Annotated in this window: 17 protein-coding genes and 1 pseudogene; 4 read left to right on the top strand and 14 right to left on the bottom strand. The window is 49.3% G+C overall.

Annotation, left to right across the window (positions count from 1 at the left end; translation table 11 throughout):
* The 12 genes from AC6R0S_RS00895 to AC6R0S_RS00840 form a co-directional block, all read right to left on the bottom strand.
* On the bottom strand, positions 1–1,017 hold a 1,017-nt coding region (locus tag AC6R0S_RS00895; protein WP_500637031.1), incomplete at its 3' end, for a di-heme oxidoreductase family protein.
* Between the two features lie 193 nt (positions 1,018–1,210).
* Positions 1,211–2,470 carry an imelysin family protein gene (locus AC6R0S_RS00890; protein WP_500637028.1) on the bottom strand — a complete coding sequence of 420 codons (1,260 nt, stop codon included), beginning with the start codon at positions 2,468–2,470 and terminating at the stop codon, positions 1,211–1,213.
* Between the two features lie 177 nt (positions 2,471–2,647).
* Positions 2,648–3,289 (bottom strand): GTP cyclohydrolase II, encoded by a 642-nt coding sequence (locus tag AC6R0S_RS00885; protein ID WP_500637027.1) that lies wholly within the window; start codon positions 3,287–3,289, stop codon positions 2,648–2,650.
* 181 nt (positions 3,290–3,470) lie between these two features.
* Complete coding sequence (locus tag AC6R0S_RS00880; RefSeq protein ID WP_487901218.1) at positions 3,471–3,641, bottom strand: hypothetical protein; 171 nt, start codon at positions 3,639–3,641, stop codon at positions 3,471–3,473.
* Positions 3,642–3,873: 232 nt separating this feature from the next.
* Entirely contained in the window at positions 3,874–4,347 is a 474-nt protein-coding gene (locus AC6R0S_RS00875) for a DUF2947 domain-containing protein (RefSeq protein WP_487901217.1), read from the bottom strand.
* Positions 4,348–4,364: 17 nt separating this feature from the next.
* A complete protein-coding gene (locus AC6R0S_RS00870; RefSeq protein ID WP_500627588.1) occupies positions 4,365–4,955 on the bottom strand; it encodes an HD domain-containing protein in 591 nt (196 codons plus the stop codon).
* The gene (rimJ, locus tag AC6R0S_RS00865; protein ID WP_500637026.1) at positions 4,956–5,534 is read right to left on the bottom strand and encodes a ribosomal protein S5-alanine N-acetyltransferase; all 579 of its coding nucleotides are present in this window, start codon (positions 5,532–5,534) and stop codon (positions 4,956–4,958) included.
* Positions 5,535–7,079 (bottom strand): transcriptional regulator TyrR, encoded by a 1,545-nt coding sequence (gene tyrR, locus AC6R0S_RS00860; protein ID WP_334552410.1) that lies wholly within the window; start codon positions 7,077–7,079, stop codon positions 5,535–5,537.
* A 100-nt stretch (positions 7,080–7,179) separates the two neighbouring features.
* Positions 7,180–8,256 carry a YcjF family protein gene (locus AC6R0S_RS00855; RefSeq protein ID WP_500637025.1) on the bottom strand — a complete coding sequence of 359 codons (1,077 nt, stop codon included), beginning with the start codon at positions 8,254–8,256 and terminating at the stop codon, positions 7,180–7,182.
* Positions 8,253–9,632 (bottom strand): YcjX family GTP-binding protein, encoded by a 1,380-nt coding sequence (locus AC6R0S_RS00850; protein WP_500637030.1) that lies wholly within the window; start codon positions 9,630–9,632, stop codon positions 8,253–8,255. Before AC6R0S_RS00850 ends, AC6R0S_RS00855 begins: the two co-directional genes overlap by 4 nt.
* A 140-nt stretch (positions 9,633–9,772) precedes the next feature.
* Entirely contained in the window at positions 9,773–9,958 is a 186-nt protein-coding gene (locus AC6R0S_RS00845) for a hypothetical protein (RefSeq protein ID WP_334552412.1), read from the bottom strand.
* Positions 9,959–10,052: 94 nt separating this feature from the next.
* The gene (locus tag AC6R0S_RS00840; RefSeq protein WP_500637024.1) at positions 10,053–11,576 is read right to left on the bottom strand and encodes a fumarate hydratase; all 1,524 of its coding nucleotides are present in this window, start codon (positions 11,574–11,576) and stop codon (positions 10,053–10,055) included.
* A 190-nt stretch (positions 11,577–11,766) separates the two neighbouring features.
* Here AC6R0S_RS00840 and pabB point away from each other — a divergent pair, with 190 nt between their 5' ends.
* Positions 11,767–13,134: an aminodeoxychorismate synthase component 1 gene (pabB, locus tag AC6R0S_RS00835; RefSeq protein ID WP_500637029.1), complete on the top strand. Its 1,368-nt coding sequence runs from the start codon at positions 11,767–11,769 to the stop codon at positions 13,132–13,134.
* On the opposite strand, the gene AC6R0S_RS00830 is transcribed toward pabB, so the two are convergent.
* Both AC6R0S_RS00830 and AC6R0S_RS00825 read right to left on the bottom strand, forming a co-directional pair.
* Complete coding sequence (locus tag AC6R0S_RS00830; protein ID WP_500637023.1) at positions 13,131–14,828, bottom strand: ATP-binding protein; 1,698 nt, start codon at positions 14,826–14,828, stop codon at positions 13,131–13,133. The two genes, pabB and AC6R0S_RS00830, sit on opposite strands and share 4 nt — an antisense overlap.
* Before the next feature lie 6 nt (positions 14,829–14,834).
* Positions 14,835–15,281: pseudogene (locus AC6R0S_RS00825) on the bottom strand (heme NO-binding domain-containing protein); the annotation flags it as partial.
* 85 nt (positions 15,282–15,366) lie between these two features.
* Between AC6R0S_RS00825 and AC6R0S_RS00820 the strand changes: the two are divergent.
* The 3 genes from AC6R0S_RS00820 to AC6R0S_RS00810 all read left to right on the top strand — a co-directional run.
* A complete protein-coding gene (locus AC6R0S_RS00820) occupies positions 15,367–15,978 on the top strand; it encodes a CoA pyrophosphatase (RefSeq protein WP_500633816.1) in 612 nt (203 codons plus the stop codon).
* Positions 15,979–16,259: 281 nt separating this feature from the next.
* Positions 16,260–17,513: an aromatic amino acid transport family protein gene (locus AC6R0S_RS00815; RefSeq protein WP_334552416.1), complete on the top strand. Its 1,254-nt coding sequence runs from the start codon at positions 16,260–16,262 to the stop codon at positions 17,511–17,513.
* Between the two features lie 92 nt (positions 17,514–17,605).
* A partial coding sequence (locus AC6R0S_RS00810; protein WP_500637022.1) for a serine dehydratase beta chain occupies positions 17,606–17,921 on the top strand: 316 nt, incomplete at its 3' end.

Genomic DNA, 17,921 nt, shown 5'->3' with positions numbered 1-17,921 from the left:
TTTTGCCGTCACGACGTCTGTTTTATGGCAACTGTCGCAGCCTGCTCGCGCAAACAGAGCCTGTCCCTGCTTCACCTTTGGGTCATTCATATTGCGGCGAATGGGCACCGCTAAGTGCTGAGAGTAGAATTCGACAAAGTCCAAAATATTGTCACTGACTTCAGGTGAACCGCCGTTGGGCAAGTCACGGCACAGGCTTTGCGCTTGCGTGCAATTCTCTTCTGGGAATAAGCGGCTGGTGAGGCCAACATCGCCGTTAAATGCGGCGGCGTTTTGCTGCATCAAGGTCGGTTGCCCCGCTTTCCAGCCAAAACGACCAATGACATGGGCCTGTTTTTCAATATCCCACACGCGATTAAGTTTGCCTGAAATGCCATCTTGATTCTCATCGAGCTCATCGGCCCACTGCGCAAGTGTGTCATCGGCGATACTTTCCAGTAGTCCTAGCCCTATCATCGGTGGCGCAATACGCGCTGAGAGCTGAGTATCCGGGTGAAGTGGCCCATAGCCAAGATCCGTCAGCTGGACATGAGGTTTACGCAACGTGATGGTGGTGCCATCACTGAAGGTTTCTACATGGTCGGTGTAGGTGATCTTGATTTGCCCTTCCGCTTGCTGATCTTGAATAGCGAAATCTTGCAACTGTGCGCCGTAAGTCGGTTCAGGGATCACGCCATCACGAATGTACGCCGCTTTTTGCTCCGCCGTCATCGCTGGGATGCTGAGTCTTATCAGCATTGACACAGCATGCTGGTCGTCCTCTTCTGGTGGATGACCACGACCATCTTTGATGTGACAGTTTTGACAACCGTTGGTATTAAACAGCGGCCCTAGCCCGTCTCTGGCATCGGTTGATGCAGGCGCTTGTACCCAAGGGTTGCGAAAGAAGCTATTACCGACACTGAAATCCAAACGCTTACTCAAGGGTAAATTCGCCGCTGGGAGCGAATACGCATTCGGTCCCTCTTTGTTTACAGAGGTGGCGCCGCCTGACTTAACTTCATACGCATTCGCCATCGGCTGAAAGGCAAAAGCCAGTATGTATAGAGCCAATGAGCGCGAGGGTCGTTTGCGGGATAACGAAAGAGCTGAGTACAACATGATGAAAGGGACTTTTCCTTAAATCTAAACAAGAACTACTATCAAAAACTACTAGGGAATAAAAACAGCAAAAGGGCTCTAAAAAGAGCCCTTGATTTTGATACCACGATTAAAATTCGTGGTCAGCGGTGTCAGAATTTAGGTTGGTGATACCCACAATTTTCGCCGCGCGCTCGATAGAAGCGGTCTGTGCAACCAGAGACATGATCGCTTCATTGACCAAGGCATTACCTTGCGCATTCCCTGATGCGATCAATTGGTCGAAATACTGACCTTGTTCAGCCGATGTGACCAACTCACCCACTTGGGCGCGTGTCACATCAAACTGCTTTTGGATCTCTGCTGCCGCTTGCGCATCTTGCTGCGTCACTAGATCATGCAGACTTGGGCCTGACAATAGTGTGCCATCTTGACGCTTGTAAAGCCCGGTATAAACGTTGTAGATACCTTGCTCGTTGTAGTAGTGAGAGTTGTGCGTGTTGTCAGAGAAACAATCGTGCTCATCTTCTGTTGAGTTGGCTTCTAGCGCGACTTTCATTCGCTCACCCGCCAGTTCACCAAGAGAGAGTGACCCCATTCCAAACAGCATTTTACGCAAACCGTTCTCAGCAGAATCCGCCAGCAGGGCTTCACGGTAGTTGCCTTTTTCATCGGCAGACCACTGCTTTTCCATCCACTCAAGATCTTGGACCAACAAGTCTGCCGTCGCTTGCAAGTATTGACCACGGCGGTCACAGTGACCATTGGTACAACCTTCCCCCACGACAAAATCTGTGTAAGCACGTGCACCCGCGCCCGCATTGGTACCGTTTAGATCTTGGCCCCAAAGCAAGAATTCAATCGCATGGTAGCCCGATGCCACGTTCGCTTCTGATCCGCCCACTTCATTCAAGTCCGCAATCAACTCAGGCGTGATGGTCGACACATCTAAGGTCGTCGCACCGATCTTCAGCTCTGTGTTGGCAACGATGTTGGCCGCCGCGCCTTCATTACCAAGTTCGTATTGATAGTCGCTCGATACGTAGTCAATCAAACCTTCATCCAGAGGCCAGGCGTTGAGTTGCCCTTCCCAATCATCAACAACGGTGTTACCAAAACGGAACACTTCCGATTGTTGGTAAGGAACGCGTGACGCGAGCCAGGCTTGTTTCACGGCTTCCAGTTTCGCCGCCGATGGATCAGCCAGAAACGACTCGATAGCGTTGTCGAGTGTTTTTGCCGTGATCAGCGCGTCGGCAAAGACAGCGTGTGCAACATCCGCATAGTGTTCGACCACTTGCGCTTGGGTCACGTTGGCTGCGTACAACGATCCACTCGCCAATACGAGTGATGCAGTAACAGATTGAGCGAATAGAGACTTTACGTTCATGAAAGGGGCATCCTTGTTGAGCTTAACTATTATTTATATTACTAGTACTAATCATTATCATTTGCACTATTAATGCCGATAATACAAATTTACAATTTTTTTGCAAGCAAGGATTCAGTGCGGATGTAAAAAAACCTCACAAAGTGAGGTTTTAATAATTGGTGGGAAATGAGTGTGTTACAGATTGAGCTTATGCTTACCGTGCGACACTTTCGCCTGTAAGTAGCCCTGATTTCCCTCTTTGAGGTGAGCAGAGGTATTGACGACTTCTTGAATCTCTATGCCGTGCTCTTTCAACTCTTGAATTTTCTTAGGGTTGTTGGTGACTAATCGGATAGTCTCTACACCCAGCGCTTTGAGCATTTGAGCCGCTTCAGTAAAGTCGCGCAAGTCATCGCCAAATCCGAGATGGTTGTTGGCTTCGTAGGTGTTCATCCCTTCACTTTGTAAACGATAGGCGTCGATTTTGTTGTAAAGACCGATGCCCCGGCCCTCTTGACGCAAATACAAAATGATACCGCCGAGCTCACCCATGCGGTTGATGGTTTCGTCCAACTGTTCGCCGCAATCGCAACGAGAGGAATGAAAAACGTCACCGGTCAGGCATTCTGAATGCATGCGAACCAGAGGTGCTTGCTGCGTTTTGTCTGCTTGCTTAAAGATGATCGCGACGTGTTCTTTGTCTGTTTTAAGACCATGAAAAGAAAGGATTTCTGCGTCGATGTTGCTTTGGGCTCCGACTTTAAAATCCACTCTGGCTCTTACTTCCGCCATATGGGTTCTCACTTGCAACTTTCTATTATCATTATACGCGTTCATTGATAGCGCCTTTGCCGTTAACTATGGGGACTCTTACTGTAAAATTCAACGATAAGATCACTTTTGTTATAATATAACAATTTTACTGTTAAGCAATTACGTTAGGCAATAAAAAACCCCAATCGATTCACTCAGATTGAGGTTGTCAGTCTTTGGTGGTTTAAATGCAGAGCGTGTGGACTTAGCTCTGTTGGCTCTTCCAGATATTGAGCTCAATCCATCGAGCTTCCAACTCTTTTAATTCCTCTTGGGTAAGCACCGCCAATGAGGACTCTTTATTCGCCGCAGGGGATTGCAGCGCATTCAGCTTAGAGTGAAAGTCTTTTTTCAGTTCTCGGATGATCGCGTCCACTGCTTTTCCTTAACCTTACCTATCGATGATATTTACCTGTGGATGATAATGCACGGTAGCGTCATATTCACACTATAAGTCTCAAACATGATAACAAATTGCGCATATCTTGCATTATGACGTCAGGTAAATGGGAGCGAAGTCACTTTTATTCGCGGTTCAAAATAATCATTTCCCGCTTATGGAAATAAAGCAGTCACCCCGACAAAAGCGGCTGGGCGCCGCATATTGATTATTTACGACGCCCCAATTTTACTTGGCCGTCATCACTGAACCACAAGGCTTGATCACGGCGGCGGGCAATCAACATCGGGCCATCATCGTAAAACAAAAAGTTCTTCCAGTGTTTTTTGAAAATGGCCCACTTGGTTTCAATGATGTTATATTTCTCGTAACAAAAATAGACGGTGACATCATCTTGCCAATCAAGATGCTCAAGGACCGCTTGTGGTAAACTCTCGTCATCACTTTCCCAGTTTGCCATCCAGTCAACACTCTCAGACCAATTGCTGGCTTTCATCGGCCAGTCAGATGAGCTAAAGCGCTCTGAATCGGGGCTTTGTGCACTGATGTTCTCTTTCCAGAGCTGCGCAGCTCTCGCTTGTGTCATGGGTTGCAGTTGCACCAAGTCTTCTTCAGGCAATGGCATTGACTGGTGAGTAAAAATCCATTTTCTTTGGTATTCATCCAAAGGTATGTACGACATCAATAGTCCTCTACGTGTTAGTCAGCTTTCAGCCAACCTTTTTTGGTCGCGTCTTCAATCAGGTGTTTGGCTTTGTCCCACAACGCGGTGGAGCCCAACTCAATTTTACGATTCACCGTTAGCGCTTGCTCTCGGCGTACGCCATGCTCCTGCCAACTTTGCCCCTCATTGTGGTAGTTGAGCAACATAGGGATGAGCCTATCGAGCGCCTTGGCGAACTTAGCATCGTCACTTTGGCCTTGTTCAAACTCACACCATAGCTGAAACAGCGCCTCCCCCTGATCGCTAGGAAGCATTGCGAACAGGCGCTGCGCGGCTTTCAGTTCCTTTTCTTCTTGTTCAGCGCTCGCTTTGGCATCATAAACAAAGGTGTCACCGGCATCAATTTCGACAATATCGTGCAGCAGCAGCATTTTCACTACTCGTGCGATGTCGACGGGCTGATTGGCGTGCTCTTGCAGCAACACTGCCATCAAAGCGACATGCCAACTGTGCTCTGCGCTATTTTCTAATCGGCCCTGCGCGCTCTTGACTCGTGTGCGGCGCAAGACGCTTTTCAATTGGTCGAGCTCAATCAGAAGATTAAGCTGCTGTTCTAAGCGTGTCATTCAATTCGCCTTCCAATGTGGATTAATTAACGACGTCAGTTTGTGATCTTCCCACTGACCATTGATCAATAAGTACGCTTTTGCGAAGCCTTCTGCTTCAAACCCCACTCTCTGCAACACCGCTTCGCTCCTTGTGTTTCTTGGCATATAGCTGGCGTTGATTCGGTGGAGGTTTTGAATCTCAAACATGTAGTTCACCGCTAAACGCAGTGCTCGGGTCATCACACCTCGTCCTAGCGCGCTTTGACCAAGGGAGTAGCCTACCGTGCACGTGTGAGCAGGAAAACGCGAGATATTGCTAAACGAAATCGTGCCAAGCATCTCGCCGGAATCCGTGTCGAGAATAAGCAGGTAATAGCCAAGGCCCATCTTGTGCAGTTCATGCAACTTGATCAGGCGTTGAGTCCAACCTGAACAGGTATAAAACGGCTCTTCTCTCTCAGGCTCCCAAGGCTTTAAGTGTTCGCGGTTCGCCACAAAGTAATCACTGATCATCTGACCATCGGTTGGCTCTGCCGTGCGTAGTGTGACGTCACCATCGACCTCAAATACGCTGGTGGGGGTACTGATTCGCTTCATCTAGTTTTTTCTGATCCCATACTCGCGCAGTTTATTGGCAATAGAGGTGTGCGAGACGTTGAGGCGTTTGGCTAACTTACGACTCGATGGGAACGACTGATACAAACGCTCTAACACCTGTGATTCATAGTCTTTCATAATGTCATCTAATGAACCGTCTAGATTGATCTTGGCGCTGCTGCCGTGGCTGTTTTCTAGTTGCGGAAGATGGAAAAGATCGACCGTTAACGTATCGCTTTCCAGTTCCGTCAGCGCTCTAAGGACCATGTTTTCTAGCTGGCGCATATTCCCCGGCCAATGGTAATTGACCAGTTGATCCACCAAGCCTTCTTGGAGAGTGGGTTTGTCCACACCCAGCTGCTTCATGTATTTAGCGACAAATAGGTCGAGCAATACTGCGATATCGTTAGTGCGCTCACGCAGAGGAGGAATATTGAGGGTGAGGACATTAAGGCGATAAAAAAGATCTTCACGAAACGCTTTTGACTCCGCTAGATCGGCTAAGTTGTGGCGCGTAGAGGCAATCACACGCACATCGACATGCACTTCGTGCTCTTCACCCACTCGGCGGAAGGTGCCATCTTGAAGCAATCGCAGCAGTTTGATCTGCAAATGTGGACTCATTTCACCGATTTCGTCGAGGAATACTGTCCCGCCATTGGCTTGTTCAAAGATCCCTTTGTGGCCTTGTTGATGGTTGAATGAGCCCGGCGCGTGACCAAACAACTCGGTTTCCGCCACATCATCCGGCATCGAGGCACAGCTCAATACCAAAAATGGGTGATCCGCACGATGAGAGCGATTGTGACATGCACGCGCGAGCATCTCTTTACCGGTGCCGGTTTCACCTTGAATCAGCAGGGGTTGATCAAGCATAGAGAGTTTCTTCGCTTGGCTGATCAGCGCTTTATGGCGATTGGAAATACCGACAAAATGCTCAAAACCGAGATTGTTGTGCAGTGGAAGCGAATCATCAAACAGGCTCTTCTCTTGAACTGAGCGAATCATCACCATCGCACTGGCGAGTACCGAAACATTGGTTTCATCGGTAATGTAAACCGGCATGACTTCCATTAAGTAATCCAGCCCACCAATCACGATGTTTTCCCGTTGGCGATTGATCTTGCCATCTATCCACTTTGAAAAGTTAAAGTTGGGCAGCAGCGAAGCCACAGGGTGACCCAGCATCTCTTGTGGTTCAAGATTGAACAAGCTCGTCGCGGCATGGTTAGCCATGTCGACATTGCCTTTGAGATCAATGGCCAATACAGGCTCAGGTAGATTGTTCAGCAGCGAAATCAGCTCTGTATTGTGGCGCTCCATCGGCATGAACTGAATTTTACGTACGTCGTCGACACCTGAAATGCGGCGTATTTCTGCCATCAGTTCACTGAAGGTGTCAAAGTCGATGTCTGGGCAGTTGAGATAAATGATGCCCGAGATGTCAATTTCGATGCCGCGTAAGTCGATATCCTTAGAGGCAAGGATGTCGAGTAGCTCGCGGGTGAGACCAACCCTGTCTTCACATAGTACTTCTAAGCGCACAGATCCGTTCCTAATTTGGGTGTCACGAAAAGTTGACAGAAGTGTCGCCTAAGCCCCGATTTTCGTCAAGCCGCATGCGCTTGCCTGCCTCACATTCGCGCTATTTGACCGATAAAGCGACGACTTTTTCTACAATTTGCTTGCGAATCTCACCCAATCGGACCTGCTTTCCCGCCAGCCAAGGAAGCGGTCTCAATAGTCCCATCGCTTTGATACCGAGTCTTGCTGTGAGTATGCCAACCCCAAGTCCTTGCCCCGCACGCGCAGACAAGCGACCTGCTAAGTCCATCGACATCAAGTCGATACTGGCATCGACCGCTAATTCACTCGCTCCCGCCGCGGCCATATTGACTAAGGTGGCTTTAAACAGCGTCAGCCGAGACCAATAGCCCAGCTCCACACCGTAGACCGCCGCTAGCTTGTCCACCATCTTGAAATTTCGCCACGCGACCAAGGCCATATCTGCGATCGCCAATGGGCTGATCGCCACTAAAGCCGCGGACTCCGTGGCATGTTGAGTGACAATCGCTTTGGCGCGTCGGTCTTGCTCTGCGATGACCAACGCATCAAACAGTTCTAGAATCTCAGCGTCGCTGTGAGATTGGGTCACCGTCTCTTGCCAACGCTGAAAATCAAGGCTCTTGTCATCAAGACCACTTTGCTTGGCCAACTGCTCACAAAATGCCTTCGCTTGGCCAACACTGTTGGCCTTCAACAGCGCTTGGCTTTGTTCTTGTACGCTAAAATGGTGACGCAAGCGGCGCAGTTTCCATAACTCTTTCCCCAGCGCTGTTACACCAAGGCCGGCCAACGCGGCGACAAATCCAGTCCAGCCTAATGTCAGCCAATCCCCCGCTTGAATTGCACCATAGAGTGAATCGACCGCTTGCCAGCCCACCAATCCAGCAAAGGCCGTAAGCAGCACGGTTACCCAACGACTGGTGCGTTTTTTCGGTCGCAAGTTTTCTAGCTTCTCGATGGCCTCATCCGCTTCCACCTCATCATCAATGCTAATGGGCGCGAAGGACTCCTGGGACGAGAAGGCCTGCTTGAGAGTCAAGTCGTCCGCCTGTGACTGCGCCTCCCCTTGCCACTGCGTGTCCTCATTAGGCGTGGACTCAAAGACCTGCTTTTTCTTCAAGCGAGGTTCACTGTGGTGCTCTTCATGCTGACTCATTTCAATTTATCTCCCAGCAAAAACTGCAGAACTTTATCCATTCGGATATGAGGTAGTGGCGCATCGAGCTGTGCTTTTTGCGGTCTAAATTCCGTGAACTCAAAACCGTGCTGCTGCCAATAACTGGCATCGGGCAGTTTTCTCGGCACTTCGCCGGGATAAATGGTTTGCGGCTCACCGCCAAGGTCGACACCTCTTAGTGCAGGGTAAGACGTCCCCGCTTTGGTCACAAAGCCCGGTTGGGTTGCCTGTACGGAAGCAATGGAGAGGCACTGCATCTCGATATTCTCAAACGTGGTGGCTTGCCATGCTGGGTAAACCATCTGGCCCAGCAGTGAAACCAAGTGTGGGTGCTGATCGGGCGTCACATGATCGGCTTTGGTAGCGGCAAACAAAATCTTGTCGATAGTAGGTGAGAACAGACGCCGCAACAGGTGGCTTTTCCCATAGCGAAAACTTCCCATCAGTTGCTCTAACGCGCCGCGCATGTCATGAAAAGCGTCCGCGCCCGCGTTGAGTGGCTGCAAACAATCCACCAGCACAATTTGGCGATCAAACGTTGCGAAATGGTGCTTATAAAATGCTTTGACAACCTTGGTTTGGTATTCGTGATAGCGCGCTCTGAGCATCGCTAACTGGCTGTCTTTGTTTACTTGTTTCCCTTGTTCTTTCTCCACATAAGGGAAAAATTGCAATACAGGTGCCCCGGTCAAATCGCCCGGCAAAACAAATCTCCCCGGCTGTACCCAGTGTAGCCCCGCGGCTTTACAGGCATGCAAATAGTCGGTGTAGGCGGCTGACAGTGCGGCCAGTTGGTCTTCATCGGCGTCCGCTTGGGGCGAAAATTGCGCTAACTGACTAAGCCAAGGCTCGGCCAGTTGAGCTCTTTCGCCTTTCAACGCAGCAAATTGCTGCTCAGACCATTGATCAAAATCCATCTCCAACAATGGCAAATCCAGCAGCCACTCGCCTGGATAATCAATAATATCAATATTGAGCGTTGCACTGCTGCCTAGCAACTTTTTGCTTCGCTTCTTTGGCTTGTACTTAAGCGCTAAACGAATTTCACTCACGTCACGAGTGGGTAACGGCCAATCGGGCTGATCCGCATACAAGGCCCGCATCGCCTCATCATAGGCAAAGCGCGGCACCATGAGATTGGTTTGTGGTTCACGTCGCGCACCAATAATTCGCTTTTCACGCGAGGCTTCCAGCAAGGGAAGCGCCTCATGGGTCGAGGCATGCAGCAGTTGATTGACGAGCGAGCTGATAAACGCGGTTTTCCCTGCACGAGATAACCCCGTGACCGCGATTCGCACGTGAGAATCCATACTGCGACTGAGCAAATCTTGCATCTCTTGTGAGAGCTGTTTTATCGGCGTGGGAATGGACATGAATGGCCTCTTTTGATCATTTGTACTTAAAGGTACCGACTTCAATCTTAATCAAAGATGAACAAAAAAGCCCCTGATTAAAATCAGAGGCTTAGCAAATCGTGATTGCGCTTGAGCGTCGCTTAATCGTCTTCAATCAATTTGTAGATAACAAACAAGCTAATCTCAACCAACACAAACAGCACACAGGTAATGGTGACGTATTTCTCATTGAAGATACTGATACCGTGCAGGATTAAGTCGTAGCCGATGAAGGCGCCAACAACTGCAGCGATGATCAGCTGTAAGATTTGTACAAAACGAGGCATGTGCACTCCTAATACCAGTAGACGTTAAACAAAAGGTGCGACTCATTCGCACCTTTGTCAACTGATTCCTAATGAAATCAGCGATTTCTCACACTTAAGCTTGGCTTTCCATCTCTTGGATTTTCACTTTCCAAGTGTCTGGGCCAATCTGGTGAGCGTTCACGCCATTGGAGTCGACGGCGACAGAAACGGGCATATCTTCCACTTCGAATTCGTAGATCGCTTCCATACCCAAATCTTCAAAGGCGACGACACGCGCTTTTTTGATCGCTTTCGCCACTAGGTAAGCCGCGCCGCCTACGGCCATCAAATAGACCGCTTTGTGTTTTTTGATAGATTCAACCGTTGCCGGGCCGCGTTCGGCTTTGCCTATCATGCCCATGATACCAGTTTGTTCGAGCATCATATCGGTGAATTTGTCCATACGGGTTGAGGTGGTTGGCCCAGCAGGCCCAACGACTTCATCGCCCACCGCATCAACGGGGCCCACGTAGTAGATAAACTTGCCTTTTAAGTCCACGCCTTCAGGCAAGCCTTCACCGCTCTCTAGCATCCCTTGAATGCGTTTGTGCGCCGCATCTCGGCCGGTCAGAATTTTACCTGATAACAGCACCGTTTCACCGGTTTTCCATTGCTCAATGTCTGCTTGCGTCACGGTATCTAGATTCACTCTGCGGGTGTTTTCACCCGCTTCCCAGGTAATGTCTGGCCACTCTTCGATTTTCGGCGGCGTCAGATCCGCAGGGCCGCTGCCATCAAGCGTAAAGTGAACGTGGCGCGTTGCGGCGCAGTTCGGGATTAGGCAAACAGGCTTGGAGGCTGCATGAGTGGGCGCGGTTTTGATTTTAACGTCAACAACCGTCGTCAAGCCGCCCAAACCTTGCGCGCCGATACCTAGACGGTTCACACGGTTGAAGATGTCTAAACGAAGCTCCTCTTCTGCGTTCTGCGGGCCGCGTTCGATGAGCTCTTGAATATCAATGTGCTCCATTAATGATTCTTTCGCCAATACCGCCGCTTTTTCAGCAGTGCCACCGATACCAATGCCAAGCATGCCCGGTGGACACCAACCTGCGCCCATGGTTGGCAAGGTTTTCTCTACCCACTCTGCAATATCATCGGATGGGTTGAGCATCACCATTTTGGTTTTATTTTCACTGCCGCCACCTTTGGCCGCAATTTGAATCTCAACTTTGTCACCCGGCACCATATTGATGTGTACCACCGCTGGCGTGTTGTCTTTGGTATTAATGCGTTTACCGGCAGGGTCCATCAGTACTGAGGCACGCAGTGGGTTGTCAGGGTTGGTATAGGCTTGGCGCACACCCTCATCGACCATTTGCTGCACCGTCATGTCGGTAGAGTCCCATTGCACGGCCATGCCGATATTGACAAAACAGGTCACAATGCCGGTGTCTTGACAGATAGGTCGATGCCCTTCTGCGGACATGCGCGAGTTAATTAGAATCTGAGCAATCGCGTCTTTCGCGGCTTGGCTCTCTTCCTTGTGGTAGGCTTTTTCTAGGGCTTGAACAAAGTCCAATGGGTGGTAGTAAGAGATGTACTGAAGTGCGTCAGCCACACTGCTGATCACATCCTGCTTGCGAATTACCGTCATTGCATGCCTCTTTTATCGTTATGCTTCCTTATTATAAGGCCGATAGATACACGTTTGCTTAAGAGGAGTCGTATGACCAACGCCGTAATAGGGTCAAACGCCGATGTAGCGACCTGAGTTGCCATTATGATACTCTTGCTTTCCCTCTGATACCATGCAACGAACGATCTCTTTGTCACAAATTAAACAAATGAATAACAACGCGCCAAATGGCTTACAAATCAAACCTCTTTCTTATGATCCGCACTTAGCGACGACGCTATTTGCCCCGATTGCGTCGATGCCGTGGGCGATGTTGTTACGCTCACCGTCACGAGATCATGTCGACAGCCGTTTCGATATTCTGGTTGCCCAGCCGATTGCCACCGTCACAACGCGTGGCGATACCAGTACGGTGGTCACGCCTGAGGGGGAAATGGACAGCAAGTTAGACCCTTTTCAGCTGCTCGACGACACGCAACAGCGCTGGTTAAGTGACACAGACTACGACGGGGAACTGCCCTTTGTTGGCGGTGCATTGGGTTATTTTGCTTACGATTTGGGCCGCCGCGTGGAACAGTTACCTGTGTATGCGATGCACGATCTCACCACACCAGATATGGCCGTCGGCCTGTATCGCTGGGCACTGGTGGTCGATCACTCGCAACAGAGTGCGGTTTTGGTTGGTGAAGACATCGAGGCGGCGCACCAATGGTTGTTTGCTCAATCAGAGGTATCCTCGCCGACGTTTGCGCTGCAAGCGCCGTGGCAATCGAATATGACGCCAGCGGATTACGCGCGCAAGTTTGACCAAGTGCAGCAATATCTGCGCTCGGGCGACTGTTACCAAATCAACTTGGCGCAGCGTTTTCAAGCCCCTTATCTAGGTGATGAGTGGCAAGCGTATCAAAAACTCGAAGCGGTCAATCAAGGCCCTTTTTCTGCCTTTATTCGCACCGAGCAAGGCGCGATTTTAAGTGTCTCTCCCGAGCGTTTTCTGCAACTCAATGGCGGCCAGATCGAGACCAAACCGATTAAAGGCACCCGACCACGCCACACCAACCCAGAACGCGATAAGCGCGCCGCTGACGATTTATTGCACGCGGAGAAAGATCAAGCGGAAAACTTGATGATTGTGGATTTGCTGCGCAATGATGTCGGTCGCGTCGCCGCGCCAGGCAGTGTTGCCGTTCCGAAATTGTTTGATATTGAGAGCTTCCCAGCGGTACACCATTTGGTAAGCACGATTACCGCCAAGTTGGACTCGTCATACCGTGCCAGTGATTTGCTACGTGCGTGTTTTCCGGGGGGATCCATTACCGGCGCACCCAAAGTGCGCGCGATGGAGATCATCGAAGAGTTGGAACCGCATCGCCGCAATGCTTACTGTGGCAGCATTGGCTACATCAGTCGCCACGGCCGAATGGACACCAGCATCACTATTCGCACCCTAGTGGCAGAAGGCGGCCAGATGTACGTTTGGGCAGGAGGCGGTTTGGTGGCTGACAGTCAAAATGATGCCGAATATCAAGAGACGCTCGATAAGCTCAGCCGCATTTTACCCGTGTTGAGTGCTTAACCCCACTTTTCAAGCATCAGATGTAGGTCTTTGGCAGTGTAGGGTTTGGTCAGAATGTCGCTCATCCCACTCTCGATGCAGCGCTCGCGCTCTTCGAGAGTGGTGCCGGCAGTCAATGCGATAATGGGTAAAGTGTAGTTTTGATCGCGTAAATATTGCGTCGCCTCAAACCCGTCCATTTCGGGCATGCGACAATCCATGAAAATCAAATCGTAGTGACGCTGTGTGACCGCCTCGACAGCTTCCAGCCCGTTGTTAGCAATATCAGGCACAATAGCGAGTTTTTTCAACATCTGGTTGATGATCACTTGGTTCATGCGGATATCATCCACCACCAAAATGGTAAGATCGTCTAAAGGTTTTTGGTGTTTTTTCGCCTCGATTTGCCCCGACGACCACTCTTCTATTGAAGCCAAGGTCAAAGGAATATGAAAAGAGAAACAACTGCCTTTGCCCTTCTCGCTATCTGCTGCGATCTCACCGCCCATCAGCTCCACAAGATTTTTCGAGATGGCGAGCCCAAGCCCAGTGCGCTCATAGTTACGTTTTGCCGTTCGGTCAGCTTGGACAAATGGCGTAAACAGCTGCTCTAACGAATCAAAATCAATCCCTATCCCCGTATCGACCACCTTGATGTGTAACTGCCCCTCTTGCCACTTCGCAGAGACACTCACTTGACCTTGTTCGGTAAACTTAACCGCATTGCCCACTAAATTGACTAAGATTTGACTGATGCGTTCAAAGTCACCAGTGAAGGCTTCTGGCAATTCCGTGCACTCGTCGATAATAAAACCAATGCCTTTTTCTATCGCTCTTGGTTCAAACACACCGAGTAACATGGCTCGAATATCCGCCCAAAGGAAGGTTTTGGGAATCAATTCCATCATCCCGGCGCTCATCTTACTGAAATCAAGAATGTCATTGATGATATGGCGCAGCAGGCCACCCGAATGGGCTAAGTTAGTGAGTAAGGTTCGATGCTCTTCGTTGAGCTCCGTTTCAGACAGCAGCTCTGCACTGCCGAGCAATCCGTTAAGAGGCGTGCGTAACTCATGGTTGATCATCGCGACAAATTCCTTGGTCGCTTTCTCTGACTCCTCGGCACTTGCGCGCGCTTCTTGGTTACTGGTCATAATAAGCTGGCGACTGATGGCATTGCAGAGCAGCTCGCCTACCAGCGCGATTTGGCTCTCGATAAAATCAGCCTCTATCACGCTCGGTTCTACCTCTACACAGAGTTCACCTATCACCGCGTAATCCACTTCAAGTGGCAGCCTGAGTGTCGTCTCATCCCAAACCGCATAAGGCTTGATACTCTCGAGCGTGGTTTGGCTACCTTGACCAAATTGGTCGGCGATCACCGTAGGCAATAAGTTGGGTGAGATAAACACCCCTGCACGTAGGACGACGGAAGAGGATTGAATCCGCTCTAGGAAATTGGCAATTAAGCCATCATCAAGTGTGCGACTTAAGAACGCCCGGCCAAAATGGATCAACGCTTCGTTGATCTGCTGCTCAAAATCGAGCTTGCGTAAATCTTTGTGGGTTTGCTTTTTGAGTTGCGCTAAGACCAACTGAAGCTGCTGATTCGCCTCATACAGCTCCAAACTTTTATTTTCGAGCAGCTTTTCTGCTTGCTTACGCGCAGCGATTTCTCGTGCTAACTTGCGCTCTAGCGGCGATGGACTATCCATAGGCTAGCCTTCAAGTAGGCCAAGGCAAACATGCGACATACATCGGGCACTTTGATAATCAAACACCACTTCAGATTCACTTTCTGAGATAAACACAAACTTCGGTGGATTGGCTTCGGCGTAAAGCTTTTTCACCTCAATATGAATGTAGTCTTCTACCAATTTGATAAATTGCAGTGAGTTTTTACAGCCCCCCAAACTATTGGCGTCAGGCAAGGTCGCGGACAGATTATCAAACACGCTTTGACCAAAGACGCGCTGCAAATCTTCGGGCGAAATGCCGGTTTGTTTGCTCAAAATAACAATCAACTTGACCAAATTTTTGTGATCGTAGCTGCCAACCGACGTATATATCCCGGTGTCTTACGCTTCGTCTAAGATGGCGTCTAACTGCTCAAGACCAAATTTTTCCTCGACCAAGGCGAGAAACTCAGTGAATATAATGCCCTTCATAAAATACGCTATCCTTGCAATAACCATTACCCAATAAAGCATTATCCATAAGCGGCGGTTTTTCAAATAACGACCAAGGGCTAAGATATTGTCTGTGCTAAATAAAAATCACTTAATACAACGTTTTCAGTTTCTTCAAACCGTGGATTATCATCAGGAAGCACTGAAACGTGTCTCGCACTTCAAATCGGAATCGCTGCGTCCAGCGTCAGTGCTGGTCGGCTTTGTGGAGCGTGATAATGGCCTGCACGTGCTGTTTACTAAACGGGCCGCGCACTTGAAGCACCACCCGGGTCAGGTGAGCTTTCCGGGCGGAAAGTATGAAACGAGTGATGGCACACTGGCCCAAACAGCGCTGCGAGAGACTCAAGAAGAAATTGGTATCGACCCTAAGCGCATCGCCATTTTTGGCCAGATGCCGGAACTTGTCACCGTCAGCCGATTTACGGTCACGCCCTTTCTAGCCTTTATCGAGCCGGACTACACCCCACGCATTGACACCAATGAAGTGGCAGAAGTGTTTGAAGTCCCCCTGAACTTAGTGTTGGACCGATCCAAATTGGTCAGTCAGCACTTTCTCGTCAACCAGAATCGACATCGAGTGTTCGGTCTCTCTTACCAACACCATTTTATCTGGGGGATGACGGCGCAGATCATTCAAGCGCTGCAACAACATTTATCACTCCCTCGCCGATAAGTGATCTTTTTTCATCTATTCACATCAACTTTGTTCATCTCACGCAGCCAATCGTTTGCGCCAACCTCAAATTAGCCACCTTTTAGTTAGCATTAGTTTTTGTAATGATTAAAATTAGCATAAATCACCAGTGGCACGTCATTTTCGTGATGAAAAACCTGTTTTGAAAACCGACTGGTGCGACCAGACACAAAGCATGATTTAGATCTATTTTTCGTGAAACAAAATAAGGCACTATTGCACCCGACTTATTTCCTGTTCCCAAAAATGAGTATCACAACATGAATTCAACAACAACTGCGGTTAATACCGCACAATCCTCTAGTAAGTTTACTTACACCGACTTCACTTGGTGTCTCTCTTTGTTCGGTACCGCCGTCGGTGCTGGCGTTCTATTTCTACCGATCAAAGCCGGTGCGGGTGGCTTTTGGCCATTAGTTATCTTAGCGCTAATCGCAGCGCCGATGACATGGTTTGCACACAAATCACTGGCTCGCTTTGTACTCTCGGCGAAAAATCCTGACGCAGATATCACAGATACAGTAGAAGAACACTTCGGTAAGACTGGCGCAAACATCATCACTTTTGCCTACTTTTTCGCCATTTACCCTATCGTTCTTATTTACGGTGTCGGTATCACCAATACCGTTGACTCTTTCCTTGTCAACCAAATGGGTATGGAGTCGATTCCGCGCTGGTTGCTCTCTGGTGCGTTGATCGCGGCGATGACAGCGGGCGTCTTGTTCGGCAAAGAGCTGATGCTTAAAGCGACGTCCGCACTGGTTTACCCTCTCGTGTTCATCTTGCTTGCGCTCTCTTTCTATCTTATCCCTGACTGGAACGGCTCTATGATGTCGGTCGCTCCAGACTGGTCATCAATGCCATCTATCGTTTGGCTTGCAATTCCTATCATCGTGTTCTCTTTCAACCACAGCCCGGTGATCTCTCAGTTCTCTAAAGAGCAACGTCGCGTTCACGGTGACAACGCAGTGAAGAAAACAGACGCCATTACCGGCGGCGCAGCGATGATGCTGATGGGCTTCGTAATGTTCTTTGTATTCTCTGTAGTGCTCTCTCTGTCTCCTGAGCAACTTGCGATGGCGAAAGAGCAAAATATCTCTGTGCTCTCTTACCTTGCGAATGTGCATGAGTCTCCACTGATCTCTTACATGGGTCCTTTGGTGGCATTTGCTGCGATCACCTCAAGCTACTTCGGGCACTTCTTGGGTGCACATGAAGGTTTAGTTGGACTTATCAAATCACGTTCACAAACGCCGGTGAGCAAAATCGAAAAAGGCTCAATGGTATTCATCGTTCTAACCACTTGGGTTGTGGCGATTGTTAACCCAAGCATCCTTGGCATGATTGAAACCATGGGCGCGCCAATGATCGCTGCCATCCTATTCTTGATGCCTGTTTTTGCTATGCAAAAAGTCCCAGCGATGGCGAAGTACAAAACTTCTGCACCTGTACAGATTTTCACAACTATCTGTGGTCTTGCTGCCATTAGTTCTGTAATCTACGGCGCGCTATAAACCGGGCTCTGATTCATCAGGACGGATAGCAAACAAATAGAATAATACTAAGCCTCCCTCTTGCTCGGGAGGCTTACTTTGAGGTAATCAATATGATTAGTGTTTTTGATATCTATAAGATCGGCGTTGGTCCTTCTAGTTCTCACACAGTCGGCCCAATGAAGGCGGGTAAAGAGTTTATTGATGACTTACGTGCAATGGGAAAATTGCGCGACATCACTAAAATCACCGTTGACGTCTATGGATCACTTTCACTGACAGGGAAAGGTCACCACACGGATATCGCCATCATCATGGGTCTTGCTGGCAACACCCCTGAGAAAGTCGATATCGACGCGATTCCAGGCTTTATCGCTCGCGTTGAAGAAACAGAACGCCTTCCTGTTGGCATGCACTGTCATACCGTCT

The organism is Vibrio sp. R15-SG3-ISO1B, assembly GCF_059833835.1.
The sequence above is the reverse complement of the archived record's forward strand: the minus strand, read 5'-3'. Positions and strand labels throughout refer to the sequence as shown.